Genomic DNA, 26,136 nt, shown 5'->3' on the forward strand with positions numbered 1-26,136 from the left:
GCCAAGGAGGGTTGGTTGGTGCTCGGGCATCTTGTGGCATTTGCTGCGGCAGCTGCGGCCGAGCCGCGATCGAGTATCTGCCCGAATGCGGTTCTGTTGTGCGGACTTAGGGGAGGCGACTGTCAGTGCCCGTTGCGATGCTCTGCGCGCACGATTCGGGTGAGCTGAGAGGAGTATTGGGTGCTTGACGATCTGCTGGTGGTGGGGTTCGACCTGGACACGCAGAGCGAGGTCCACATCGGCGACCGGCCTCTGGAGCAGTGGCGGGCACTCGGCTACGGGCGGCGGGAGACGGTGGTGTGCTTCTACTGCTGGCGCGGTATCGACGCGCCTGCGGGCACGAAAGTGCCATTGGTGGCCCGCGGGAGGATCGGTGGCTTGGTGCGACCGCACTTCGCGCACCCGGCCGGAACCGCACCGCCGGGCGGGCACGGTCGCGAGACGGTCTGGCACATCAACGCCAAGCACCGGCTCGCCCGCTGGGCCCGTACCCGGCCCAACGTCATGCAGGTCCGGATGGAGCAGTGGACCGAGGATCGCGACCGACGTGCCGACGTCCACGTCGTCCTCGACGACGGCGCCCGCCTGGCGCTGGAAGCCCAACGTGAGCTGATCACCGACGAGTTGTGGCAGGCCCGGCACCGCGACTACGCCGCCGCTGGCGTGCGGGACGTATGGTTCATGCGCCCAGATACCCGCGTCCCGCATGTCTTGTTTGCTGAGGGCATCCCCGCCTGGACGCTCTATCACCGTGAGGGCGAGGCCGAAGCCCGCCTCGGAGAGCCCCACGCGCGGGGCCCGCAGTGGTGGACGAAGGACCTGCGCCTGTTCGGGCTGCACCATCCCCCGTGCCCCGGCGACCCGGTTGTCCGCGAACGCTTCCCGCTCACCGAGCTCGGCCTGGACCCCGACGGTGTGACCTTCCCGCCCGCGATGAACGAACGCCTGGCCGAACAGGCCGCCCGCGTACAACGGGACGCCAGCGAGGCCCGGCACCAGCACGAACAGGCCGAGCGGCGGCGGGAGGCTGCACCCAGGCAACCCCGTTACAGGTACGAACCCGCCCCGCCGCCCCCGCGGCCGGCGGCCGTGCCTGCGGGTACGCCGGTCTGCGAGGTCTGCCACCGCCCGCTCGCTGAGCCTCTGGTCCGCTACGGTCGGCACATCCTGTGTTGAATGGGGTAGAGGGGTTACTTGCGCTCCTCGCCCACCAGGTCGTCGCACAGCTCCGTCAGTGCCCACGCCTGTTTCTGGAGCGCGTTGACGTGACGACTTGTGGCCCCACCCCATGGGCTGAACACCGGATTTCGGCAGGAGTACCGCCCGCCGGGGCCGACTACGGCCGGTTTCCTGGCACGATGCTCTTCATGCAGCCCCTGCCCACCCCCTGCCCTGCCGACCTCATCCCCAACGCCACGGGCCTGAAGCCGTTCAACGCCGCCTACCAGGCGGCCAAGACAGCGTGCGCTGTGTACGTCGGCATCGAGCGCCGCGGCCAACTATGGACCGTGAAAGCCGACGCGCTCACCGCCGCCCCGCAGCACGCTGTTGACGACACCACGCACGACGCGATCCGGGCTGCCACCCTCCGCCTGGCCCGCAGCGGTGAGATTCGCCCCGGCTCCGGGCTGGGGCCGGTGCACTACACGCTGAACGGCGTGAAGAGCGAGGACCGGGCTCGCGAGCTCGCCGCCGCGCTGCACGCCGCACTGTACGGAGACGTGGAGCCCCTGACCCGCGCTGTCTCCGCCTCCTGACACAGCCCGACACAACTGCAGGAGACGCTCACCTCCCGGGTGTACGGGAGAGGCCGCCGGGGAGTACGTTCGACGTAGAGGAACGTTGCCTCAGCCCTCCGCGCCTGTAGGAGTTGAAGTTCCGAGTCACGCTGTGTTGACTGCCTACAATTCGACCTTGCTCGGCCGGGAACTGCGCTCCGGCTCCACCAGGCGGTCGCTGATTGCGCAGGTGACGGCGATGGGAGGCCAGGGGGAGGCCGGACGCCTTTGGACCAGATGGACGCGACAGCATGGGCGAAAATGCAGCGTGTGTTCTGATCAGCCAAAACTGGAACCGGCGGCACAGGGCAGCACCCCGTATCACGATCACTAGTGTTCTCGTAATGCGTAGGTCTCGGGTTCGAATCCCGAAGGCGGCTCTGTGGTGAACCCCAGGTCAAGCTTTTGACCTGGGGTTTCTTCGTTTTGTTGACCTTGGAATTCGGACGGATCGGACACTCGAGGGCTATGCATCGTAATGCGTAGGTCCCAGGTTGACGCTCGGTGGTGATTCTGCTCTGCAAGGCTGTGAACTGGCCTTTTGCCGCTTGCTGTCGGTCCGCCTCGGCCTGTTCGGAATGACGTGGTGGCCATTTGGTGGCCAAGCGTGCAGCCATCGTGCAGATTGGCTCCTGTTTGGCCGCGCAACTGGAGGTTGGGAAGGGAACAGTTGTTGTGCCCACCCGACAATCACGGGGGCGTCCCCTGTCGTCGTGTAGTCGATCAGGCTGCGGAATCTGCAGGTCGCGGCCTGAATTGCCTTGCTGGAGGCTCTGTTGGGAACCGCAGAGCCGGGATGAGTGGTGATCGCGCGACGGCCCGCAGCGGCAGGTATCGGACGACTCCGAAGCGGCGGCGACAGAACGTGATCGGCTACGCCACCACGGGGGACGCGACCCGGGCAAGTCGATCGGGCGGTGCCCTGACCGGTCAGTGCTGATGTTGCTCGTGAGTGGGAAACGGCCAACTTTGCGCGCAGGTGAGGGCTTCCTTCCCGGGTGCAGGTTTGCGATGCCTGTGAGTCGCTGGCGTGGACATGCTCGCCGTGTGGCCGTGCAGGGAGATCGCTGCACTGTAGGGCGACCGTCCTCTCGAACGGGCGTGATCACGCCAAACTGCCCCTGAGTGGACTTTATAAATTCTTGACGCTTCAAGTCCGCTCACCGTTAACTCAGGCCACTTTTGTGATCTCTGTGCGTGGTCGGGGTGGGGGCAGTGAAAGTGCGACGGGGGAAGGGTGCTGCCGTAAGGGCGGTGCTCGTGGGCATGGTGTCCCTGGGGCTCGCGGTGGCGGGGCCGGCTGGAGCGGGATCCGCCGGGGTGCCGACCGCGGTTGCGGCGGTGTGCACCGGCGGGGTCAACCCGGACTACAACGGTGACGGCATCCGCGACATCGCGATAGCCGATCCCGATGCCACGGTGGCGGGCAAGGCCCGCGCCGGCCGCATCGATGTCGTGTACGGCGGCGGCAAGGGCACCAAGCGGCTGGATCAGGATCTTGCCGAAGTGCCTGGAGTGGCGGAGGCGGGTGACCAGTTCGGATTCAGCCTGGCGACGTTCGACGTGAACGAGGACGGCTGTGACGACTTGGCGGTCGGCATTCCACACGAGGCGATCGGCACCGCAGCCGACTCCGGAGGCGTCGCCGTGCTCTATGGTTCGCCGGACGGTCTCGGCCAGGGCGCGGCGTCCGTGGGCTACGACCAGGGTCTGGAAGCCGTTCCCGGCGTTGCCGAGACAGGTGACTGGTTCGGGTACTCCGTCGCCGCCGGTACAAGTGGCGGTACGCCCTTCCTGCTCATCGGTGCTCCCGGTGAGGACATCGGCTCGCCCTCCCTGGTGGACGCGGGCGTGGCGGTCCATGTAAGGGGCAGCGCGATCACCGACTTCAGCCAGGACTCGGCCGGCGTCCCCGGCGTGGTGGAGAAGGATGACCGGTTCGGAGCCCAGGTCGTCGCTACCGCAACCCACTTCGCGGTCTCGGCGCCGGGCGAGGCCATCGGAACCGACACCTTTGCGGGCGGTGTCTCGCTGTTCAATCACACCTTCACCGACGGTGTGCCCACCGCGCTCCTCGGCCTGGACCAGGACGGTGCTTTGAGCGATGGCACCAACGTCTTCGGCGAGGCCGAGTCCAGCGACAGTTTCGGCAAGTCCATGGCGATGGTGCCCTTCCGGACCTCGGGCACGGGCACGGGCACGCCCACCGAGTCACTGTTGGTCGTCGGGGTGCCAGGTGAGGACCACCCCGCCGATGCCGACGGCGGCATGGTGCACGTCTTCAAGGTGACCGCGGCGGGCGCTGTCAGCGAGCGCCAGCGCATTCATCAGGACGTCGCCGACATCGAGGGCAGCACGGAACCAGGTGACCTGTTTGGTGAGCGGCTCGCTGCCGTCAACACCGCTCCGACTGCTACCTCCACCGCCTCCACCGTGCTCCTCGCGGTCGGTGCCCCCGGCGAGGACCTCGGCGATGACCGTGACGCCGGCGCTGTGCAGACGTTCCCGTTGGTCGGCGCGCCAGGCGACGGTGACTTGTTCATCGAGCAGGGAACCGCCGGGACGGGCGGGGATGTCGGCCCGCAGGAGTACTTCGGCACCGCCCTCGGTGCGACGAGCGCCTCGCTGTATCTCGGCGTCCCCTATGGCCCTGCCGCTGACCGGGCCGTGTACGCACTGCCTTGGGGCAACGTCGCGCCCGGCGGCACTGCGGGCACGGTGCAGAGCTGGCGGCCGGGCGAGGGCGGCATCCCCGCAGACGACGTGACGGCATTCGGAGCGGTGATCCGATGATGATGAACGGGGAGAGGAGCCGAAAGCAGAAGGTGCGGCGTCGAGTTGGGACGCCGACGGTTCTGGCGCTTGCGACGGCCGGGCTCGTAGCGACCGTAATGACGGGTCTGCCCACGGACTCCGGGGACGCACCGTCCCAGGTCGCGCCGGTGGCCGCCACCTCCGCCGCGCTGAAGGCGGCCGTCGCCGAGGGTGTGTCCACCGAGACGGAGGCGCGGGCAGCCGCCCAGAAGTCGGGTCAGAGTGTCGAGGTGACCGGTCTCCGGCAGGAGCGTCGTACCGTCGTGGCGAACAGCGACGGCACTTTCACTGCCAAGGAGTTCGCCGAGCCGGTACGCACCTGGCAGGGCGGCCAGTGGGCGGACATCGACGAGTCGCTCGTCCGGCGCGCAGACGGCGCCTGGGCGCCGAAGGCCACCACGGCCGATGTCACCTTCTCCGCCGGTGGCGAAGGGCCGTTCGCTCGGATACGTGTCGCTGGGCGCGAACTTGCCCTGTCCTGGCCGGGCGGAGATTTGCCGAAGCCGGTGATCGACGGCGACTCGGCGACGTACGAGAACGTGTTGCCCGATGTGGACCTGGTCGTCCAGGCAGAGCCGGACGGCTTCGGTCACCTTGTCGTGGTCAACACACCTGAGGCCGCGCAGAACCCGGATCTCGCCCGCTTCGAAATCGGCGTGGACACCAAGGCGCTGACCCTCCAGGAGACGGCCTCCGGTGCGCTGCGCGCGCTGGACAGCAGTTCCCAGGGTGTGGTCCTGGAGGCTGGTTCCCCTGTCATGTGGGACGCGGGCGACGGGGGCGACCCCTCCACGACGACCGCCCGGGCTGCGGCTTTCGGTACCGCGTCCGTGAGTGCCGCCGGTGGCCTCGAACCGCCTCCGGACGCCGCTACCGCGCCGGTCGAGATGGAGGTCGCGCAGGACAAGTTGACGCTGATCCCGTCCCAGGACCTGCTGACCGACCCCGGCACCAGCTTTCCGGTGGTGATCGATCCGATCGAGAAGACCACCAGCCGTACGTCGTGATGAAGGGCATGCCGAACGAGCAGGACTGGAAGTTCAGCGGTTCGGCGGGCATGGGCAAGTGCCCCATCGACTACCAGCCGATCGCCTGCAACGGCGTCGACGTGCGCCGACTCATGTACACGATGCCCACCTCCTTCTACAAGGGGAAGGACATCCTGGAGGCCACGTTCGCGGTGCGCGTCGCCCACATCTACAACGCGACCCCGGAGGACGAGCCCGTACGCCTGTACCGCGTCGGCGGTAAGAACTTCGGTATCTCCTCGTCCACGGACTGGGGGAACACGGACACCCTGTGGGACAGCCACATCATGACCGTGGACAAGGCGGTCTCGCCGGTGTCCTGTTCCAGTGCTCCCAACCTGCGTTTCGAGTCCGGCAAGAGCGGCGCGCTTACCCAGGAGCTGCAGGCCGCGGCCACCGGGTCCTGGACGCAGATGACGTTCGGGCTGCGGGCCGCGGGCGAGGGTGATCTGCACGAGTGGAAGCGGATGTGTGGAAACGCCGTCCTGGAGGTCACTTACAACCGGCCTCCCGCGAAGGTCTCCATGAAGGAGATGTGGACCAGTCCCGGCGGTGTGTGTGCCACCTCCACCGGTGCGGTCCGCAGTCAGCACGTCGACGAACTGCCCAAGCTGCTGGTCATCCCGCACGACCCCGACCATTCCAGGGACGAGGCTGAACCCGTCAAGGTGCGCTTCCGGGTGGAGTGGACCGACAAGAACGGCAAGGAGCAGCAGTACGAGAAGGACACTTCCTACTCGTCCCCGACCGGCGCCACGTTCGAGCACAAGATCAAGGTGCCGAAGGGCAAGCCCGCGATCCCGGAGAACGGCAAGGTCTACTGGTCGGCCGCGGTCTACGACAAGGCCACCTGGGGGCCGTGGAGCTGGGAGGGCGACTCCGCCGTGCGCTGCGAGTTCGTCATGGACCGCAACGTGCCGGGCAAGCCGGACGTCGACTCCAAGGAGTTTCCCGAGGACAAGTCCGGTGAACTCGGCGTCGGTGAGACGGGCACCTTCACCTTCTCGCCCAACCTCGGCGACAAGTTCGACAACGATGTGAGCCGCTACTCCTACGACTTCACCAAGGACACCGCCGCCCCGAAGAACATCACGCCGTCCTCCCCGACGGCCCCGGTCTCGGTGCAGTTCACACCGCCCGCGATCGGCACGGTGGTACTGGAAGTCACGTCGTACGACGCGGCCAACAACCCCAGTGCCCCGGCCGTCTACTCCTTCGTGGTCAAGGAGGGAAAGAGCGTCGCCGGCCAGTGGAATCTCGGCGACGACCCCCTGCCCTCGGCGGAGGGCCGGCACGTCAAGGACGAGAGTGACAACAGCCGTGCCGCGACCGTGGGTGCCGGTGTCAGTTTCACTACCAAGGACGGACCTGGCGGTACGGCGGACCGCGCGGCCCACCTGGACGGCACAGCCGGCGCCTACCTGAGTACGGACTCTCCCGTCGTGGACACCGCGAAGGGCTTCTCGGTCAGCGCCTGGGTGCGGCCCACCGCGCTCGACAAGGACGGAGTGGTGGTCAGCCAGGACGGTGCCGGCGAACCCGGCTTCACTCTTGGCTATGACGCCGTGGCCAAGAACTGGTCGTTCGGCGTCCCGGCCAACGACGTCGAGTCCCTCGGCGAATGGCGGGCCACTGTGACGACGAGCGCCACCTGCAAGGACAGCACCACCAAGCCGGTCTGCCCGAACGAGTGGGTCCACCTGACCGGGACTTACGATCCGGCGAACGGGCAGCTTCAGCTGTACGTCAACGGCGAGCTGAAGAAGACGGTCGCTCGCCAGTCCACTTGGTCGGCACGCGGAGCCCTGCAGATCGGCCGGTCGGTGGCCAAGTACGGCTACAGCCGCAACTTCACCGGCGACATCGCGGAGGTCCGCGCCTACGACCGGCTCACCCCGGCCGCCGAGATCAAGTCGATGCTCACGGTGAAGCCGGCCCGCAAGGGCTACTGGCCCCTCGACACGGTCGCCTCCGGCACAAGCCCGGACCTCGTGGGAGGCCGTGCCCTGACTCTGGGCGGTGGCGCCACGCTCTTCCAGCAGAAGCCGGAAGAGGTGGTCGAGGGACCGTATCCGCTGGTCACCTCCATGGGGGAGCAGGGCGCGGTGCCGGGCGGCGACCTGGTGCTCGCCGACAACGGATACGCGGCCACGTCATCGGCACCTGTCAGCGCGGACGGCAGTTTCACCGTCGCCGCCCGGGTCCGGGTGGCCGCGGAGTCGGACACCACCGACCAGACCCTGTTCGCGCTCACGGGAACCAAGACCAACCGCTTCCTGGTCCGCTACACGAAGTACACCGCGGACAACCCGTACGGGCACTGGGAACTGGTGGTGCCAGGCAGCGACAACACGGCGGCCACGGCACTGACCATCCCCGACGACCAGGCGGGAGACCCGACGCTGGACGGCGGCCAGCACATCGCCGTGGTCTATGACGGCCTCACCAAGCGACTTCGCCTCTACGTCGACGGACAGCTCGCCGACGCCGACAACGCTTCCAAGCACAAGATCGGTTACTGGGCGGCAGGCGGCGGGCTCCAGATCGGCCGTGCCAAGTCCGGTACCGGTTGGGCCGACCACCTCAGCGGCGAGGTCGACGACATCCGGATCTACACCGGGGCCGCCGACGCGGTCGCGGTCGGCTGGATGGCCGAAAGGCTGGCACAGCCGGACCTGTGACGTGCAGTTCCGGCCGGGCACACGCGCCCGGCCGGAACCACGGCCGCCCTCTCCGAACCCTTCCACGTCTGTGACGTACTCCTCGCCTTCGCTCCTCACCCTGCGGAGTTCCTGTATGCCTGCTGCCAGATCCCTTCTCATCGGCCGCCGCCTCCGCGGCCGGGCCGCGGTCGTGGCCGCCGTGACCTCCCTCGCTCTGACGATCGGCACGATCCAGGCCGTGGCGTTCCCCGAGCGGGAGGACACCTCCGGTCCCGCAGTCCAGGCACTCGGTGACCCGGTCGAGGGCAAGGACGCCAAGGCGCCGCGCAAGATCCCCGCAGACCCGACGCGCAAGGCGGCCATCCGCAGCCTCGACAGGCCGACTTGGCCCGACGCGGTCCGTCGCAGTGTGCCGGTCTCGGCGTCAGAAGACCGGGACACACCGGAGAATCTCGGAGGGCTGCCGGTCGGAGTGTCGGCGGTCGAGCAGACAGAACCGACGCGGGCGACGAAGGGGGCGAAGACAGCTCCCGCACTCCCTGAGAACGTCAGCGTCGAAGTCCTTCCGCACGCCCGCGCCGCCGCCGCGGGTGCCGGTGTCCTGCTGCGGGTGAAGAATCCGGACACCCGGCGGGCCAAGGTACGGCTCAGCGTCGACTACGGCAGCTTCGCCGAGGCGTACGGAGGTAGTTACGGCTCCCGCCTCGCTCTGTACGAGGTGCCCGCCTGCGCGTTGGAGGAGAAGCTCGGCGGCAAGCAGTGCAAGGGCAGCCCGAAGCCGCTGGCCTCGGTCAACGACGCGAAGGCCGAGACCGTCTCCGCGCCACTGTCGGCAACCTCCGCGGGCACCGTGGTGGCCCTCGCCGCCGCCGAGGCCTCCGCACAGGGCGACTACAAGGCGACTCCGCTGTCTCCCTCGGCCGAGTGGAACGTGGCGCCGTCCTCGGGCGGCTTCTCCTGGTCGTATCCGATCTCGGTCGTGCCGACCCCCGGCGGACTGACCCCGTCGGTGGGCCTGTCGTACTCCTCCCAGTCGGCGGACGGCCGTACCGCGACCACCAACAACCAGGGCTCCTGGGTGGGCGAAGGCTTCTCCTACGAACCCGGCTACGTCGAGCGCTCGTACAAGGCCTGCGCCGACGACGGACACTCCTCCTCCGGCGAACAGTGCTGGGCGTTCGACAACGCGACGCTGATGCTCAACGGCTCGGCGGCACAGCTGGTCAAGGACGACGAGTCCGGCGAGTGGCATGTCTCGGGTGAGGACGGCTCCAAGGTCGAGAAGCTGACCGACGCCGCCAACGGAGACGACGACGGCGAGCACTGGAAGGTCACCACCACCGACGGGACCGAGTACTGGTTCGGCCTCAACCGACTTCCCGGCTGGAGCAGCGGCAAAACGGAGACCGACTCCGCGTGGACCACACCCGTCTTCGGCGACGACGAGAAGGAGCCCTGCTACAAGGCGACGTTCGCCGACGCATGGTGCAAGCAGGCATGGCGCTGGAACCTCGACTACGTCAAGGACAGCCAGGGCAACGTCATGACCTACCACTACGGACAGGAGACCAACCACTACGCCCTGAACGGCAAGACCGACACCAACGGCACCTCCTACGTCCGTGGCGGCTACCTAAAGCGCATCGAGTATGGTCAGCGCGAGTCCACGCTGTACACGCAGTCCGCACCGGCCCGAGTGGTCTTCGACACCGCCGAACGCTGCCTCGCCACCGACACGTTCGACTGCGCAACCGACAAGTGGACCTCGGCCAACGCCGGCAAGTGGCCGGACACCCCCTGGGACCGCTACTGCAAGGCGGACACCAAGTGCACAGCCACCCAGGCCTCCCCGTCGTTCTGGACCCGCAAACGGCTGACGTCGATCACCACCCAGGCGTACACCGGCGACAGCGCCGCCCCGTACACCGATGTCGACTCCTGGTCGCTGAGGCACCGCTTCACCGACAACGGTGACGACTCCAACACCCTGTGGCTGTCGGAGATCGTCCACACCGGCAAGGCTGGTGACGGCGCGGACATCGAACTGCCGCCGGTGACGCTGATCGGCACCAAGCTGGAGAACCGCGTCGACAAGATCGGCGACAACATCGCGCCCCTGAACCGCTTCCGGCTGGCCACGGTGGTCAGTGAGAGCGGCGCCCAGCTCGACATCGCCTACAAAGCAGCCGACTGCTCGGCGGACGCCCTGCCCAAGCCCGGTGAGTCGGTCAAGCGCTGCTACCCGGTGATGTGGGCGCCCTCGGGCCAACTGGAGCCGATCACCGACTGGTTCCACAAGTACGTCGTCGACACCGTCAGCCAACGCGACCGCACCGGCGGCGACGTCAACGACGTGATGGTCACCCGCTACGACTACCAGGGCGACGCGGCATGGCGGCACGCCGAACCGGACGGCATCACCGACGAGAAGTTCCTGACCTGGAGTCAGTGGCAGGGCTACGGCAAGGTCTCCGTCACCAGCGGCGACAGTGAGCACAGCACCCGCGTCGACCACACCTACCTCCAGGGCATGGACGGCGACAAGGCGCCCGGCGGCGGAACCCGTACCGAGAAGATCACCACGTCTGACGGCTCCGACTTCACCGGGCACAAGGAGTTCACCGGCTACGCGGTGGAGAAGGCCGCCTACGACAAGGGCAAGGTCGTCTCCAAGGTGATCAGTAAGCCGTGGAAGCACGACACGGCCACCCAGACCAGGAGCTGGGGCACCACCAAGGCCACCATCACCGAGACGACCGAGGTGCGCGGGTATTCCGCCAAGTCCTCGGGCGGCTGGGTGGAGACGCTGTCGACGACCGAGTTCGACTCCGAGTACGGCCGCGTTCTGAAGATCGACAACCGCGGTGACACCTCGACGGCCTCCGACAACACTTGTACGCGTACGTCGTACGCCGACAGCGCCGCCGAGCACATCTACTCCCTGCCCAAGCAGATCGAGACCGTCTCGGTCGGCTGTGACGCCACGCCGAACCGTAAGACCGACGGCAAGACCCCCGGCGACATCGTCACCGACGAGCGCACCCTGTACGACAAGGGTGCCTACAGCGCCGCGCCCACCAAGGGCCTGGCCACCGCCACCGAACGCCTCGTCTCGCACGACGGCACCAAGGGCACGTACCAGACCACCGGCACCACCGACTACGACGGCTTCGGCCGCCCCACCAGCCAAAAAGACGTGGCCGGGGCGTTGACGACGACCGCGTACACGGATGTCAACGGCCTGATCTCCTCGACCAAGGTCACCAACGACCTCGGCCACATCACCACCACCTCCTACGACCGGCTGCGCGGCCAGTCCACGGGCCAGACCGACCCCAACACCAAGCGCACCGACCTCGCCCGCGACGCGCTCGGTCGGCTCACCTCCGTCTGGCTCCCGGACCGGCGCAGCAACCAGACGCCGAGCATCAAGTACTCGTACCTCGTTCGCCAGAACAAGCCGGTCGCCGTCAAGACCGAGAAGATCGAACAGGACGGCACCTACGGCACCGAGTGGCAGCTCTACGACGGTCTGCTGCGCCCGCGTCAGAAGCAGACCGAGGGCCCGAGCGGCGGCCGGATGGTGGCTGACTCGTTCTACGGCTCCACGGGCGCGGTGAAGCGGGCCAACGAGACCTACTACGCGGCCGGTGCCGCCTCCGACGAACTGTTCCCCGTGGCCAACGGAGACGTCGCCGACCAGACGCGCTACGAGTACGACGGCCTCGGCCGTACCACCGCCGAGATCTTCACCATCGCCGGATATGAACAGTGGCGAAGCACCACCTCGTACGACGGCAACATGACGCACAGCGACCCGCCTCCCGGCGGTGTGGCGACCACGACGGTCACCGACGCCGAGGGCAAGGTCAAGGAACTCTGGCACTACGACGGCCACACACCCGTCCCGACCGGCCCGGCCTCCCAGCGCACCGTCACCAAGTACACCCACACCGCGGCCGGTGAACTGGCCACAGTCACCGACTCCAAGGGCAATGTCTGGCGCCAGGAGTACGACCAGCGCGGCCGCATGGTTCGCAAGGTCGACCCGGACGCCGGCGAGACGCTCCTCACCTACGACGAGTATGACCGCCTGACGTCCACGAAGGATGCCCGGCAGCGAGTCTTGTCCACCGAGTACGACAGCCTGGGCCGGCCCAAGGCGACTTGGGAAGGGGCGGTGAACGAAGGCACCAAGCTGACGGAGACCAGGTACGACCGCTCCGGCTCACTCGGCTACTCCCACGCCAGCTACCGCTACCTGCCCAACGGCGAGGCGTACTCCACGGTCGTCGCCACCTTCGACACCTTCTACCGGCCGCTGACGACCAACTACACGGTCCCGGCCTCGGAGGGGAAGCTCGCGGGCACCTACCCCTTCACCACCGCCTACAACCGGGACGGCACGGTCGCCTCCACCGGTGTGCCTGCGGCTGGCGGACTGCCCACCGAGAGCCTGAAGTACACGTACGACGAACTCCAGCGCCCGCTCACCATGGCCAGCGCCACATCGACGTACGTCACCGGCACGGTCTGGTCCAACACCAGCCAGCTGCTCCAGCTCTCCCTGAGCACCGGCGGCCCTCGCACGGAGAAGAACTTCTACTACGAGAAGGGCACCGACCGCCTCACCCGGGCCACGATGAAGGTCGGCTCCACCGCCACGGTTGCCAAGGACCAGCACTACTCCTACGACCAGGCCGGCAACGTCCTGTCCATCACCGACACCGCCGCCCCGGCGAGCAGTTCGACCCTCGATGTGCAGTGCTTCGCTTACGACGGCCAAGCCCGCCTCGTCGACGCCTGGACCCCGGCGGCCACCGCCACCACGGCCGAGGGCGAGGGCACGATCGGCGGGACCGCCGACTACGCCGGCAAGAAACCCACCACCTGTGACGCCGCCCCGGGCACCAACCCGCTGGGCGGACCGTCCCCTTACTGGACGAGCTGGTCGGTCGACGACATCGGCAACCGCACCCAGGAGATCCGCCACGACCCGTCCCTGAACGCCGCCAAGAACACCACCCGGACCTTCACCTACCAGGACGGCGACCAGGACGGCACGCCGGGAGAGACCGGCGACGGCGGCCCGCACCAGGTGACCAAGATCGCCGAGACGACCCCGACCGGAGACCGGCAGCAGACGTACCAGTACGACCTCTCGGGCAACACCCACAAGCGAACCATCGACGGCGACACCCAGAGCCTCGACTGGGACGCGACCGGCAAGCTGACCAAGGCCACTGAGGCCGACGGCACCGAGACCTCGTTCCTGTACGACGCCGGCGGGGCGCGGATCAAACGCACCACCGCCGATGCGACCACGCTCTACCTGCCGGGCATGGAACTGGAGCTGAAGAAGGGCTCCACCGCCGTCACAGCGACGCGCCACTACTCGTACGCCGGTCAGACGATCGCGATCCGTACCTCGGACAACAAGGTCTCTTTCCTCGCCTCCGACCACCACGGCACCGGCGACCTCGCCGTCGACGCGGTCAGCGGCGCCGTCACCCAACGGCGTACCGACCCGTACGGCGCCGCCCGCGGCAAGCTGTCACCGGAGACGGGCACCTGGCCGGGTGAGAAGGGCTTTGTCGGAGGCACGATCGATGCCTCGACCGGCCTGGTCCATATCGGCGCCCGCGAATACGACCCGGATCTGGGCAAGTTCATCTCGCCCGACCCGATCATCGATTTCACTCGGCCCCAGCAGATGAACGGCTACGCCTACGCGAGCAACACCCCAGTGACGCTCTCGGACCCGACGGGCCTGTACGACTGCAACAACGGCGTGGCCCTCAACTGTGACAAGAAGGGCAACCAGCAGGTCAACCCTTGCCCCAGCCTCGTGGTCCCCGCCTGCAACGGCGGTGCTGTGGATAAGGCGTCCAACGAGGTCGCCGCCGCGGAGGGCCAGCAGGCACGGGCCCAGCAGCGGTTCAAGTCGGCGGGCAAGCAACTCGTCAAGATCGTCATGGACATCCTCGGCGTCAGCGCCGCGCTGGACTGCTTTTCCAGCGGGGATCTGGCCGCCTGCGGCGAGACGATGCTGACCATCGCAGGCAGTTTCGCGGGGGGCATCGCCGGCAAGCTCCTGGCGAAGTACGGCATGCCCTGGAACATGCACAAGGGCATCGCACTGGCCAAGCGTGTCACCGGCTTGCTGAAGGATCTCTTCGGCGGCCTGAAGGACATGTCGAAGGCATCCGAGCGGCTCAACCAGGCACGGGCCAACTTGGCCAAGGCGCGGGAGAAGGCCCTCGTCGCCGTCGACAGGATCAAGAGCGCAGTTGGTGGTGGGAAGCCCAAGTGCCACAGCTTCCTGCCCGACACCGAAGTCCTTCTGGCCGATGGTAAGCGCAAGAAAATCAAGGACCTTAGACCGGGTGACAAGGTCACGGTCACGGACCCGAAGACCGGTCGCACCGTCGTCCGCGAGGTCGCGGGCACGATTGTCACGGAGGACGACAAGCACTTCGTCGACATGACGATCAACTCGAAGTCATTGACCGCGACAACCACGCACCCCTTCTGGGTGGTCTCGGAGAACCGCTGGCTCCAGGCCGGCGAACTCAACCCGGGCATGACCCTGCGCACGGCCTCCGGCGCCACAGCCACGGTCGAGGACGTCCGATACTTCGAGCGCCGACAGCGCACACACGACCTCACGATCACCGAGATCCATACGTACTATGTGCTGGCAGGGTCGGCGCCGGTGCTGGTTCATAACTGTAGTGATGCGGGCTATGCGGATGTGTACCTGGATATGGAACAGGGGCATGCATCGGTCTCGGTGACGCACAACGGCAGAACGATTCACACTGAGGCGGGTTCTCAAGTCGGACAGGACTCCGTTGTCGGATTGCGGAATGGTTCACATTCTCCCGGGACCGACGTGATCCGAGTGCCTCTACCGAATGCAAGGCGAGCGCAGCAGGCGCAGGAGTATTTCCTGGATGACAGCAACCTTGGGCCGCATGACAGAGACACAAACAACTGTGTAACGTTCTGTGCGACAATCCTCAAGGCCGGGGGATACGAAATGCCAGTCTCGAGATCTATGGAAGTCGCAAGCTGGCTCCTGGAAACGAGCTTTGAACGAAGGAAGTTGTGATGGCGGGAGACTGGGACTGGTTGAAAGGTCCGCAGCCGTCCAGCGAGGTGCCTGAGCAGTTGCGCACCCCGACGGCATCGCCTGCACTCAACCTCGGTGTGCAGGTGATCGGCAGCAACATTGTCGGTAACGACGTGGTCGAGCTGGCCGCGCAATACATGGCCGAACATGCCCGTCTCGAACTGTGGATGGGGAGTCATGAGCCGCCCCTGGGATTTCGGGAACAGTATGAGAGAGGACGGGCCTCTTCTGAGGCGCTACTTGGGGCTTTCGAGGCGTGGGGCGCGTTCGAAACGGCCTACCAGGCGTCCGGCAAGAAAATTGACCAGGTGCGCGACGAGCGAGAGAGACTGAAGACAGCCCTCCGGAGGGCCGCCGACGCTCTCATACGGGCCAGGACCGAATAGCCGAGAAGGGCTGGCGAGTTCTACCGACAGTCCGCCCTTGGTGTTTCCGCGACTACAGAGGGCCTCACCGGAATGGATTCTGGTGAGGCCCCGGACATTTGAAGCCAAAGCCAGCGGACGATGGCTGCGGCCAGGATTTGGCGTTTGATGTGGAGTCGGACACGGGCGTAGACGTCTTCCGTGACGCCGGATATGCGCGTAGCCGTGGAATCCCGGTGCCGTCTCGCGCTCATGCGGACTGCTCGTCCCCCTGCGACGACGTTCGCCTCCTCGTGCAATGCTCGGATGGCTACGTGGCGCACTTGCCTCGGTGACTCATCAATGCCTCCAAGGCGTTGTTGAGAATGTCGATGACAAGTCTGGGCGGGCTGCAATGGGTAGCCCTGATCGAGGTGGGGGCAAATGGGTAGGAATGCCGGCTGTGCGGTTGCCGGTGCGATCATGGTGGGGTTGTTGGAGGTTGGCTGCGGAGGAAGTCAAGAGGCGTCGGCTCCGTCGTCCGAGCCGACGCGAGCGAAGGCGTCGCACTCCTCGACCTCCGAGACCACAGAGAAGACCCGGGCTCGGGTGGTGGGGGATCTTCGGTACGCCTTCGGAGACGTTGGTGAAGGCTTTGTTGTCGCGAAGGACCCTCTTGGGCGCGACTGCGTGGTGAATGGCATGGCACTCAGCCGAAAGATCCCGGGCAAAGAGGAACTGCTGCGAGGTGTCCGTCTTCTGGAGGAACGGGGTTGGCACCTTGATGGGTCTTCGAAGTTAAGCGGTGCGGAGGTGCCCACGGGCTCGCCGCGTGGTGACGCAACGTGTGCGTAGTCGCTGGTTGTCGGCGTTGCGGAAGCCGAACGCGTGGCGGGCGACGAGCTTGATCACGCGGTTGATCCCTTCGCTCTTGGCGTTGCTGTGTCCGGTGTCGATGAACGCCTGGATTTCGGGCCACCAGCGGTCGACGGTGGCCGCGAGGGTGCGGACTTCGGGGATGTCGGCGTCCGCGCACCAGGTGAGGAACTTCCAGCGGGCATGGCCGACTTGGTTCCGGCCGGCGTCGGTGCGGGCCAGGGCGAGGAGGGTGCGCAGGCTTTCTTTGGCGATCCACGCCGTCAGCAGCGTCTGTCCGATCTTCCCTTCGTCCAGCAGCGGGTTCCACATGCGCTCGAACTGCTCGTGGTCAAGGTCTTCGCGGTTGCGGAGCAGGCGGCGTCGGGCTTTCCACTCGGGGTCACCGGCGCGTCCGCGCCGGCCGCGGATCTCGGCGGTCGTGCGGCGCCGGACCAGGGAGAGCATCTTGTTCGCGAGCTGCACCACATGAAAGTGATCGACCACGACGGTGGCCTCGGGCAGGCCGGTGCGGATCGCGGAGCGGTAGACGGCCGACATGTCGATGGCGACGTATCGGATGGCCTTCCTCCAGGTCAGGGGCGTGGTGGAAAGCCAGGCCAGCACGTCGGCGACGGTGCGGCCCTCGACCTGCCCGAGCAGTCCGCCGGATCCGAGGGCGTCGACGAACCCGGTGTGCCAGCGGTCCCTGGTCATCTTCCACTTCCCGGTGTCCGGATCCTGTTCCCACCGGGTCCGTCCGCGCCGGGTCTCATCGATGCCCAGCACTTCGACCTCGGGCAGCGGAGCCCCGACGACCTCGCGGGCGGCGGTGCGGAAGGCGTTCATCACGGTCGGCCAGGACAGGTGCAGATCGCGGGCCGTCTGGATGACCGTGGAACCGGCATCCCTCACGCGCCGCCCGGACGCGGCCCGCAGCCGCCCGGTGATCCGGGCCCCGGCCGGTATCTGCTCGATCTGCTCGGTGAACGACCGTCGTGGACAGGCCGTCTCACGGCACCACCAGCGCCGCTTGTGCCAGACGAACTCCAGCCCGCTCTCCCCGTAGGGCAGATCACGAGGCCGGGTGGTCGCCCAGCCCTTCACCCGGGTTGCGAAGACCCCGCAGGCCGGACAGGCCCGGGCCGAGGCGTCCGCCGTGGCCAGGTGAACCCGGCGCCCACCGCACTGAAGCCGCTCGACCCGCATGACGGACACTCCGTCGAGGTCCAGCAGCAACGTCGTATCGTTGACCAAGCCCGTGGCTCCCAGACGATCATTCTGCGTAGAGAACAGAAATGATCACCCAGGACCACGGGCGTCCTGCGTCCAGGGCCCACCAACAGTTCTCCCCATCACGTGCAGTGACTGTCAGTCAGCGCACGCGAAGGGCACACCGCTCAAGTTCGAAGACCCACCTTGATGGCGATCTGATGGAGATGAGTCCTGCGTTCGCCGCCTTCCTCAATCTGGGGGAGTGGTCCGTCACCGCCGGTGTGGCCCCCGTGCCGGACGAGATCAAGGAGCAGGTGGCTTCGAACGCAGGGGTGTTGACCGTCTCGGCGACAGGGTCATGTAAGTCCTCGTCGTAGCAGCGCCACCAGCGCATGCTGACATCGGCGCCCCGCTTGAGGCGTGATGTTCTCCTTGCGGCTATCAGTACCATCGCACGACGATGAGGCTGTCTCGGTGACGCCGGCAGGAGGGTCTGGGGGAGGCCGACAACCCGGGTGATCCGGTTCCTTGCTGCCCGCGGCACCCGTCTCGGTGGCCAGCCGGTGGCCGGACGCCTTTGGACGACGTAATACGAGGTAGCACAGACCAACCAGCCGCGTCGGCTCTGATCAGGTAGAACGTCACTGAGCAGCATCACCAGGCACGATGTAACACGAACGCTCACGGTCTCGTAATGCGTAAGGTCTCGGGTTCGAATCCCGAAGGCGGCTCCATGGTAAGCCCCCAGGTCAAGGATTTGACCTGGGGTTTCTTCGTTTTGTTGACCTTGGGATTCGGGCTAATCGGACACTGAAGGCCTATGCATTGCAATGCGTAGGTCTGGAGTTGACGGTCAGTGGCCGCTGCGGATCGCGGGCCTGTGACCTCGGCGTTTATTCATGGCTGCCGATCTCCCCGGCCCCGTCCGGTTCGAGCTGGTGGCCATTTGGTGGCCAGGCGTGCAGAGGTCGTGCAGATGGCTCCCTGGTCAGCCGCGCGGTTTCCATATGAGACTTGTGCCATCCAGATAATCGCGCGGTCGGCCGGGTCCTTCTCGGGCGTGGGCGGCGACGCGCTGTTGCACTATCGGCCGTCCCATCATTGCTTTGGACGGTGACCGGCCTGGCTGGCCAGGGCGGCTTCAAGTTCTCGGTAGGAGCGGGCTGTCGGTGATGCCCCAGATGCAGACAGCGTGTTCGGGTGCGTCCCGGATCGCTCGGGTGGTCTTGGCGATGTTGTCGGCTCCCAGCAGCCGTAGCCTGCCGATGGCCAGGTTCCGCAAGGCAGCCGTCGCGCGCGGTGCGCTGCCGGTGTGGACGGTGGAAGCATCCTCGGCGAACAAGACATGAGGTTCCCCCCAGATGCGGGGGAGAGGTGACAGCAGATCAGATGGGGCTCACGAGAGGAGCTCTGACGATGCCTGCCCCGAGGAAGTACCCGCTGGAGTTGCGTGAGCTTGTGGTGCGGATGTACCGCGCTTCCGAGCCGAAGCCCGTGATCCGCCGCGGACGCCGAGCTGACGGGCAGGATCCGGCAGGTCCACGACGAGTCCGGCGGGATCTACGGCTCACCGCGTGCACGCCGTCCTCAAGCGTGAGGGTGTCCACGTCGGCCGCAATCGCGTCGAGCGGCTCATGCGCCAGGCCGGCCTGGCCGGGATCAGCCCCCGCCGGGGCAAAGGCTTCACTCGCGGTAACCCGGACGCCGATCTGGGCCCTGACCTGGTGCAACGTGACTTTACCGCGAACGGGCCGAACCGGTTGTGGGTCACCGACCTGACCATGATCCCCACCGAGGAGGGGCCGCGGTGGCTGTCCGCGATCCGCGACGCGTTCTCCCGCCGCGTCGTGGCCTGGGAGACCTCCGCCCGCGCGGACGCGGACCTGGTCCTCACCTCGCTGGAGTATGCCCTGGCCAGCCGCGAAGTCGCCCCCCGCGAGCTCATTCACTACGCCGACCACGGCTGTCAATACACGTCCGTGAAGCTCACAACACGCCTGGTCAGGGCCGGTATCCAGGCGTCCATGGGCTCGGTCGGCGACTCGTTCGACAATGCCCTGGCGGAGAACCTGTGGATGATCATCAAGACTGAATGCATCCGTGGCCGCGTCTTCGCCGCCAGGGCCGAAGCGAACCTCGCGCTCTTCGAGTACATCGACGGCTTCTATAACCCCCGCCGCATCCAGAAACGGCTCGGCTACCTCAGCCCGATCGAGTACGAGGAGAAGCACTACCGACACGGCAGCTGTAGTTCCAGCGTCTGCGCTGGTCAGCGTGCTGCCGGGGCGGGTGCGGGCATGAGTACGGCCACCGTGATCATGAACGTTTGTGACGACGTATCAAGACGCGGTGGCCGTGGAAGCAACGATAGCCGAGCGGGCGTGGGGTGAGGCGTTCGGGAGGGCGATGCGGGCGGTCGCGGGCTGCTTCGCGCGACGTGAAGCTCGGGCGACGGCGGCGGAGTTGGTCGCGGGGCTGCTGCTGGAGGTGGACACGCGGAACTGCTGGACGCTCGCGCAGGTTCTGGGGCATCCGGGTCCGCACCGGCTGCAGCACCTGCTTTCGCGCGCCCGGTTCGACCATGAGCGGGCCCGGCAGGAGATCGCATGCCTCGTGATCGATGAACTCGCCGGTCAGAGCGTGGTGTTGGTGGCGGACGAGACGGGGGATGCGAAGTCGTCCACGGACTGCGTGGGCGCCGGCCGACAATACTCCGGTGCAATCGGCGGTGTCGGACTGTGCCAGGTGGCGGTGCACCTGGCGGCTGTCACCTCGACGACGAAGGTGATCATTGACCGGGCCCTGTATCTCCCGGCGGACTGGGCTGCGGACGAGGAACGCCGCGAGGTCGCCGGAGTGCCGGAGGAAATCGCCTTCGCGACGAAGCCGCAGCAGGCGCTGGCCATGGTCACCGACGTGTTGGCCGCCGGGCTGAAGGCCCGCTGGTTCGCAGGCGACGAGGTGTACTGCGGGCGCGAACTACGCCGGGGCGTACGGGCGCTGGGGCTCGGCTACACCGTTGGCATCGCCGCCACCTACCAGGTCATCGACGGGACCGGACGCCGGTGGGAGGCCCGCAAAATGATCAACAAGGTGCGGCCCGGACAGTGGATGCGCCGGCAGACCGGACACGGCACCAAGGGCACCCGCGAGTACGACTGGGCCTGGCTCGACGTCCGCCCCGACGACGCTCCCGACGAGCACCGGAACGAGAAGGAGGCCGGGACGAGTGTGCTGGTCGCGCGGCGGCACCGCTACACCGGCGAGGTGTCCTACTTCCGCTGCCGGGCACCCGGCGACGTCTCGCTCGGCACGCTGGTGGAAGTGATCTGTCGCAGGTGGCGGATCGAGGAAACCTTCCAACTCGCCAAGGGCTTCACCGGACTCGACCAGGGCCAGGTGACCTGCTGGAACTCCTGGATGCGCTGGTCACTGTTCTCCCTGATCGCCGCCGCCGTCCTTGCCCTCACGGCCACCGCCGTCCACGACGCTGCCGAGGACGAGCCCGCGCTCGTCCCGCTGAGCTGCCCCGAGCTCGTCCGGCTCCTGCGAGCCCTCGTGCTGCCGCCACCCGTCCGCGACCGCGAGCACGTCCCGCACTGGACCGCCTGGCGGCGCCATCACCAAGCCGTCGCGACCGCCTGCCACCATCACCGACACCGCCGTCACGACCAACCGTGATCAAGAACTACAGCTGCCGTGACCGACCAGGCAGCAATCGAACAAGTGAACCTGAAACCACGTCAACCCGTTCTGACCAGCTAGTTCCGTACTTCGCGGGTCGTTGATTCAGGTCGTTTCGCGTGCTGGCCGGTGTCCGTAGTGGGGGTGGCCGCGTTGACCGGGTGTGACGAAATCTTCCCGGTCTCCGCGGCCACGGACGCAGCGGCCGCGTATGGAATACGTGGTCAGTGCCGTGGTGGAGAAGCGTCTGGGCGCTCTGCCCGTCGCTGCCGACTTCTCGCGTCGGCTGGATGTGGCCGGGATCATCGACCGTTTGTGCCCGGGGCGGGAGACCGCTCACGTAACGCACGGCCAGGTCATCGAGGTACTGGTGGCCAACCGGCTGACCGCGCCCGCACCGTTGTGGCGGGTGGATGACTGGGCACGGGAATGGGCCGTGGAGGACGTCTTCGGTATCGAGCCGGAGTTGCTCAACGACGACCGCCTTGGCCGGGCCCTGGATGCCATCGCCCCGCACCTGCAGGAAATCAGCGACAGCATCGGTGCCCGTGCGATCGGCGAGTTCGGTATCGACGTGGCGACCATGCACTGGGACATGACGTCGATGTCCTTGCACGGCGCCTACCCCGCCGACGATCAGGACGAGGAGTATCCGCAGGTCAAGCACGGGCATCCCAAGGACCGCAGGTTCGATCTCAAACAGATCCAGACCGGTCTCGCGGTCGCCGGTGACGGCGGGATTCCCCTGCTGTCGAGGGTCATCGACGGAGGCGCCGCGGAGATCTCGCAGATCACCGCCACCATGAACTCCCTGCGCACCATGGCCGGAGCGAAGGACTTCCTGCTGGTCGCCGACTCCAAACTCGTCTCCTATGCCAACGTGAGCGCCCTGATCACCGCGGGAACCGGCTTCATCGCTCCGGCTCCCGCCTCCAAGGTCGACGATGCCGTCCACGCCGCACTCGACCTGGCCAAGGCCACTGTTGTGGACTACGTCCCGGTCCGGGACGAGAACACCCCGGCCCCCAACCGCGAGACCTACCGGGTCCTTGAGGACGTCCATGTCCTGTCCGGGCCGCGCAAGCGCGACCCTCAACTCACGGTGCGCCGGATCCTGGCGCACTCCACCGGCAACGCCCGAGGACAGGCCCGGGCCCGCGAGAAACGCCTGGCCAAGGCCCGCGAGGAGCTGGACAAGCTCCAGCGCGGGGCGGGCGGCCGCTACTACAACACCGCCGCGAAAGTCGCCGCCCGCATCGGCGTGATCACCAAGACCCGCCGTGTCACCGCCTGCCTGCGCACCGAGATCACCGTCGATGACACCGGCCGCCCCGCCCTGGCCTGGCACTTCGACGAGGAAGAACTCCAGGCCGAGCAAGCCGTCGACGGCTGGTACGCGTTGCTGACCACCCTCACCCCCGAACAGGCCGATCCCGCCGAAGTCCTGCGACGCTACAAGGGCCAGGGCGCCGTCGAGCGCCGCTACAGCGACTTCAAGGGCCCCCTGGCCGTCACGCCGGTCTTCGTGCAGGACAACAAGCGTCTCGCCGCCCTGGTCACAGTGATCTGCCTGGCACTGCTGCTGTTCTGCCTCATCGAGCGCCAGGTCCGCCGGTCCCTGGGCCCCGAGCAGAAGATGCGCGGCATCTACCCGGGCAACCAGGCCATCCGACCGACCGGACGGATGATCCTCTACCACCTCTCCGGCCTCCGTTTGCGGGTTGGCAACGCCACCGACCCGCCCACCATCGTCGTCAGCCAGGGCGTGCAACTCCATCTGCTCGACCTCCTCGGCCTGGAACCCACACGTCCCCGCTGGCCAGAGACCTGAACGAGTGACCCGCGAAGTACGGAGCTAGTCAGCCACTCCCGTACTGCGGGGGAACCTCACATCTCTGACATGGTGGCTGGAATTTTCGATTCCCAAGTGCCCGCGCACGTATCCGCCCAGATCAGCGGGGCTGGCCTGGTGGGTATCGAGGCTGGTGACGGCGTAGACCGTCTCCCTGGTCTGCCGCTTGCCGCTCTCCTGGCGGCGCCGGTGGATGCGCAGGGCCAGCCGGGCTTCCGGGAAGGCGATCCCGCCCAGGTTCGCCGCGATGGCATGGTCTTGACCGAGCGGGACTCCCGTCGCCCGTGCCCGGTCCGGAGACGGTGTGCGCTACGGGCCCCTGCTCCCACGGCATGGCCTTGATCTGGGCCGACGCGGTCGGCTGGTTTCCCTTGATCACCGCGATGTAGTGGGCCTTCTTCTCCTGCACCAGCCAGCGCACCTGGTCCTTGACGCTGTGCAGGTCGTCGAAGGCGACCACAGTGCCGGTCAGATCGAGGGGTTCCAGCAGCGAACGGAAGGCGGCCGTCTCGTTGGTCTTGGCCCCCACCTCCCGCTGGGCCAGGGTGACGGTGGGGGTGTGGGTGACGGCGGACAGCAGGTGCCGGTGGCGCTGCTGTCGGTGCGCGGAGCCGGACAGCGCCTTGCCGTCCACCGCGATCGCCGACCGCGGCGCGAAGCCGGTGGTGCCGGCGTCGGTGTGGTCGCGTTCGGCCAGGTAGACGCCGATCACGGCGTCCAGGGCATCGCCGTCGAGGGCGGCCAGGAGCCGGGTGAGGGTGGCATGGGACGGGGCGCGGCGACGTCCGAGCAGGTGGCGGCGGATGCCGAGCAGTTCCAGCACCGTGGTGGTGGCGCGCTGTCCCCACTCGGTGATCTCGGTGATGGTCCGGGCGCCGGAGACGACTGCGCAGGCGCAGATCAGCAGCAAGCCGGCCAGGGGCCGTCCGCGACGTGAACGCGGGTCGGGTGCGCGCTGGAGGTGGGCGCGCAGGCGGCCGGTGTCGTGCTGGTGGAGGGGACCCAGTTTCGCCAGTACGGCAGGGACCGGGGAGGATGGAGCGGCAGGCACGGGACCTCGATGTGATCATCTGGCGTAGACACCCTGATGATCACCGGTCTTGTGCCTGTGCTGTTGCCACGTCAACTCCCGCTGGGCGCGGACGATCTACGCGATCCCGGAACTTGCAACCGCCCTGGCATAAGGTCAGTCCACGCCTCTCGATCAAGCTGGGGGAAGCACCGCCTGATGAGTACCACACAACTCTTCTTCGCCTGCTCGCAGTACGCAGCCGCTACGGTCACTGCGGCTATTCGGGCGGGGCTCTTCGGGCCGCGCTCCGAGCACCGGCGCATTCTCGTCGCCACCGACCGGTCCACCCTTCCGGAGATTGGCACGCCCCTCGACCGCATGCCCGGATTCGAGGCCCTGCGACCGGAATTCGACGACATATGCTCGTGGAACGACTTCATCCAGCCCTTTCATCCGGCGGACTGGTCCCCGCGGGAGCAGGACACGCTGTTGTGGGAGCGAGCGCTGAGGCGCGCGTGGAATCTCGGTCGCGGACCGGTCGAGATCGCCTGCGAGTCCATTCAGGGCAATCCGTCCAAGGCCGTCGTGAAGATCTTCACAGACAGCCCCGTTCACGTTTACGCCGATGGCCTGATGAGTTACGGGCCGACACGCAACAAGATCGACCCGCAGCTCGGTACTCGCATCGAACGACTGCTGTATCTGGATCTTGTGCCAGGGCTTCGGCCATTGCTGCTGACCGAGTTCGGCGTCGATACGGAGATTGTACCAACCGCGACGTTCGCCCAGGTCCTAGCCGAACTCTCCGACGCGGCTGAAGACTCCGGGCATTCCTCGGAGGGTTTCCCCGCGCTTTTGCTCGGGCAGTACCTGTCCGCAATCGACGTTCTGACTGCCGACGAGGAACAACAGCTGCACATAAGAATGCTCCAGGGCGCCGCCCGGCTCGGACACAGGTACATCAACTTCAAGCCCCATCCCTCGGCTCCGCTCAGCTGGTCCCGGGCGTTGGAAGTGGAAGCGGATCGACTCGACGTCGACTTCCGTGTACTGGACAGCCCTGTCCTGGCTGAGGTGCACTACCAGCGGTTACGTCCGGCCCTTGTCGTCGGCTGCTTCTCCACGGCGTTACTCACTGCCTCCACGCTCTACGGACTTCCGGTGGCCCGGTGCGGAACCGACGTCCTGCTTGGTCGGCTGGCCCCTTACCAGAACAGCAACCGAGTGCCAGTAACGATTGCAGACGCGCTTCTGCCCGATCTGGAAGATTTGCCAGCCGTCAAGTCGTGGTCGTTCTCCAAAGCCTGTCAGACGCAAGAAGCGTTGACGGATCTGGTTTCAGCCGTCGGCTTCTCAATGCAGCCGAGTATCTACCCCAGCTTGCGCCCTGTGGCCGAGGGCTATCTCTCCCGCCACTTGAACGGTCACACGTGGCGCTATTTCAGCCGTCCCCGACTCACCCGTCTCGGGCTTCCCGGCTCGGCGCCCGCACGGCTCGCATTCATTTCGCGCAACTCAGGTGTACGGCGCGTCGTGCGACGAGCCCGGTCTCTCAACCGAGCGATACTCAGCCGAGACTGAGGGGCGGGCGCCGCGGAAGGCTCCGGCCGAGATCCACGCTGATGGAGCTGCAAGTGCTTTGGCGATGTGGCCGGGCCAAGTGCGATGCGTACATGCCTGCCGAGATGCCGGAAGATCATCGCCGCCGGGAGGCAGACTTCCGCTGCGCGAGGAGGTGCCTGGGCCGGGCGGCGGG

Annotated in this window: 15 protein-coding genes; 12 read left to right on the top strand and 3 right to left on the bottom strand. The window is 67.0% G+C overall.

The window, feature by feature from the left end:
- Positions 1-180: 180 nt before the first annotated feature.
- From F9278_RS28035 to F9278_RS28065, 7 genes are all read left to right on the top strand, one after another.
- Positions 181-1,176 (top strand): competence protein CoiA family protein, encoded by a 996-nt coding sequence (locus tag F9278_RS28035; protein ID WP_152170789.1) that lies wholly within the window; start codon positions 181-183, stop codon positions 1,174-1,176.
- 191 nt (positions 1,177-1,367) lie between these two features.
- A complete protein-coding gene (locus F9278_RS28040; RefSeq protein WP_152170790.1) occupies positions 1,368-1,757 on the top strand; it encodes a hypothetical protein in 390 nt (129 codons plus the stop codon).
- A gap of 1,287 nt (positions 1,758-3,044) precedes the next feature.
- Positions 3,045-4,571 carry an integrin alpha gene (locus F9278_RS28045; RefSeq protein WP_226967336.1) on the top strand — a complete coding sequence of 509 codons (1,527 nt, stop codon included), beginning with the start codon at positions 3,045-3,047 and terminating at the stop codon, positions 4,569-4,571.
- Between the two features lie 149 nt (positions 4,572-4,720).
- A complete protein-coding gene (locus tag F9278_RS28050) occupies positions 4,721-5,599 on the top strand; it encodes a hypothetical protein (protein WP_193241670.1) in 879 nt (292 codons plus the stop codon).
- Between the two features lie 8 nt (positions 5,600-5,607).
- Positions 5,608-8,301, top strand: a complete 2,694-nt coding sequence (locus F9278_RS28055) for a LamG domain-containing protein (RefSeq protein WP_193241671.1) — start codon at positions 5,608-5,610, stop codon at positions 8,299-8,301.
- A 115-nt stretch (positions 8,302-8,416) separates the two neighbouring features.
- On the top strand, positions 8,417-15,397 hold the full coding sequence (locus tag F9278_RS28060) for an RHS repeat-associated core domain-containing protein (RefSeq protein WP_152170794.1): 6,981 nt from the start codon (positions 8,417-8,419) through the stop codon (positions 15,395-15,397).
- Positions 15,397-15,804, top strand: a complete 408-nt coding sequence (locus F9278_RS28065) for a hypothetical protein (protein WP_152170795.1) — start codon at positions 15,397-15,399, stop codon at positions 15,802-15,804. Before F9278_RS28060 ends, F9278_RS28065 begins: the two co-directional genes overlap by 1 nt.
- A 756-nt stretch (positions 15,805-16,560) precedes the next feature.
- On the opposite strand, the gene F9278_RS28070 is transcribed toward F9278_RS28065, so the two are convergent.
- Positions 16,561-17,874 (bottom strand): ISL3 family transposase, encoded by a 1,314-nt coding sequence (locus tag F9278_RS28070; protein WP_152166457.1) that lies wholly within the window; start codon positions 17,872-17,874, stop codon positions 16,561-16,563.
- A gap of 176 nt (positions 17,875-18,050) precedes the next feature.
- Between F9278_RS28070 and F9278_RS46370 the strand changes: the two genes are divergently transcribed.
- Positions 18,051-18,209, top strand: a complete 159-nt coding sequence (locus tag F9278_RS46370) for a hypothetical protein (RefSeq protein ID WP_193241672.1) — start codon at positions 18,051-18,053, stop codon at positions 18,207-18,209.
- 764 nt (positions 18,210-18,973) lie between these two features.
- Here F9278_RS46370 and F9278_RS28075 read toward each other — a convergent pair.
- Positions 18,974-19,174, bottom strand: a complete 201-nt coding sequence (locus F9278_RS28075) for a hypothetical protein (RefSeq protein ID WP_404818950.1) — start codon at positions 19,172-19,174, stop codon at positions 18,974-18,976.
- 232 nt (positions 19,175-19,406) lie between these two features.
- Between F9278_RS28075 and F9278_RS28080 the strand changes: the two genes are divergently transcribed.
- From F9278_RS28080 to F9278_RS28090, 3 genes are all read left to right on the top strand, one after another.
- Entirely contained in the window at positions 19,407-20,222 is an 816-nt protein-coding gene (locus F9278_RS28080) for an IS3 family transposase (RefSeq protein WP_152170796.1), read from the top strand.
- Positions 20,161-21,513 carry an IS701 family transposase gene (locus tag F9278_RS28085; protein ID WP_152170797.1) on the top strand — a complete coding sequence of 451 codons (1,353 nt, stop codon included), beginning with the start codon at positions 20,161-20,163 and terminating at the stop codon, positions 21,511-21,513. The genes F9278_RS28080 and F9278_RS28085 overlap by 62 nt, the downstream gene beginning before the upstream one ends.
- A gap of 214 nt (positions 21,514-21,727) precedes the next feature.
- Positions 21,728-23,347 (top strand): IS1634 family transposase, encoded by a 1,620-nt coding sequence (locus F9278_RS28090; protein ID WP_152170798.1) that lies wholly within the window; start codon positions 21,728-21,730, stop codon positions 23,345-23,347.
- A 121-nt stretch (positions 23,348-23,468) separates the two neighbouring features.
- Here the strand turns inward: F9278_RS28090 and F9278_RS28095 are convergent, their stop codons facing one another.
- A complete protein-coding gene (locus F9278_RS28095) occupies positions 23,469-24,419 on the bottom strand; it encodes an ISAs1 family transposase (RefSeq protein ID WP_152170799.1) in 951 nt (316 codons plus the stop codon).
- 177 nt (positions 24,420-24,596) lie between these two features.
- Between F9278_RS28095 and F9278_RS28100 the strand changes: the two genes are divergently transcribed.
- Positions 24,597-25,961, top strand: coding sequence for a polysialyltransferase family glycosyltransferase (locus F9278_RS28100; protein WP_152170800.1), 1,365 nt, complete (start codon positions 24,597-24,599; stop codon positions 25,959-25,961).
- The last annotated feature ends 175 nt before the right edge of the window (positions 25,962-26,136 follow it).

The organism is Streptomyces phaeolivaceus (genome assembly GCF_009184865.1).
GTDB classification, from domain to species: domain Bacteria; phylum Actinomycetota; class Actinomycetes; order Streptomycetales; family Streptomycetaceae; genus Streptomyces; species Streptomyces phaeolivaceus.

Bases quoted from the DNA above. Each gene is read 5' to 3' on its own strand.
- F9278_RS28060 (WP_152170794.1), top strand. From the start codon at position 8,417: ATGCCTGCTGCCAGATCCCTTCTCATCGGCCGCCGCCTCCGCGGCCGG.
- F9278_RS28055 (WP_193241671.1), top strand. From the start codon at position 5,608: ATGCCGAACGAGCAGGACTGGAAGTTCAGCGGTTCGGCGGGCATGGGC.
- F9278_RS28040 (WP_152170790.1), top strand. From the start codon at position 1,368: ATGCAGCCCCTGCCCACCCCCTGCCCTGCCGACCTCATCCCCAACGCC.
- F9278_RS28045 (WP_226967336.1), top strand. From the start codon at position 3,045: ATGGTGTCCCTGGGGCTCGCGGTGGCGGGGCCGGCTGGAGCGGGATCC.
- F9278_RS28065 (WP_152170795.1), top strand. From the start codon at position 15,397: ATGGCGGGAGACTGGGACTGGTTGAAAGGTCCGCAGCCGTCCAGCGAG.
- F9278_RS28090 (WP_152170798.1), top strand. From the start codon at position 21,728: ATGGAATACGTGGTCAGTGCCGTGGTGGAGAAGCGTCTGGGCGCTCTG.
- F9278_RS28100 (WP_152170800.1), top strand. From the start codon at position 24,597: ATGAGTACCACACAACTCTTCTTCGCCTGCTCGCAGTACGCAGCCGCT.
- F9278_RS46370 (WP_193241672.1), top strand. From the start codon at position 18,051: ATGGAGATGAGTCCTGCGTTCGCCGCCTTCCTCAATCTGGGGGAGTGG.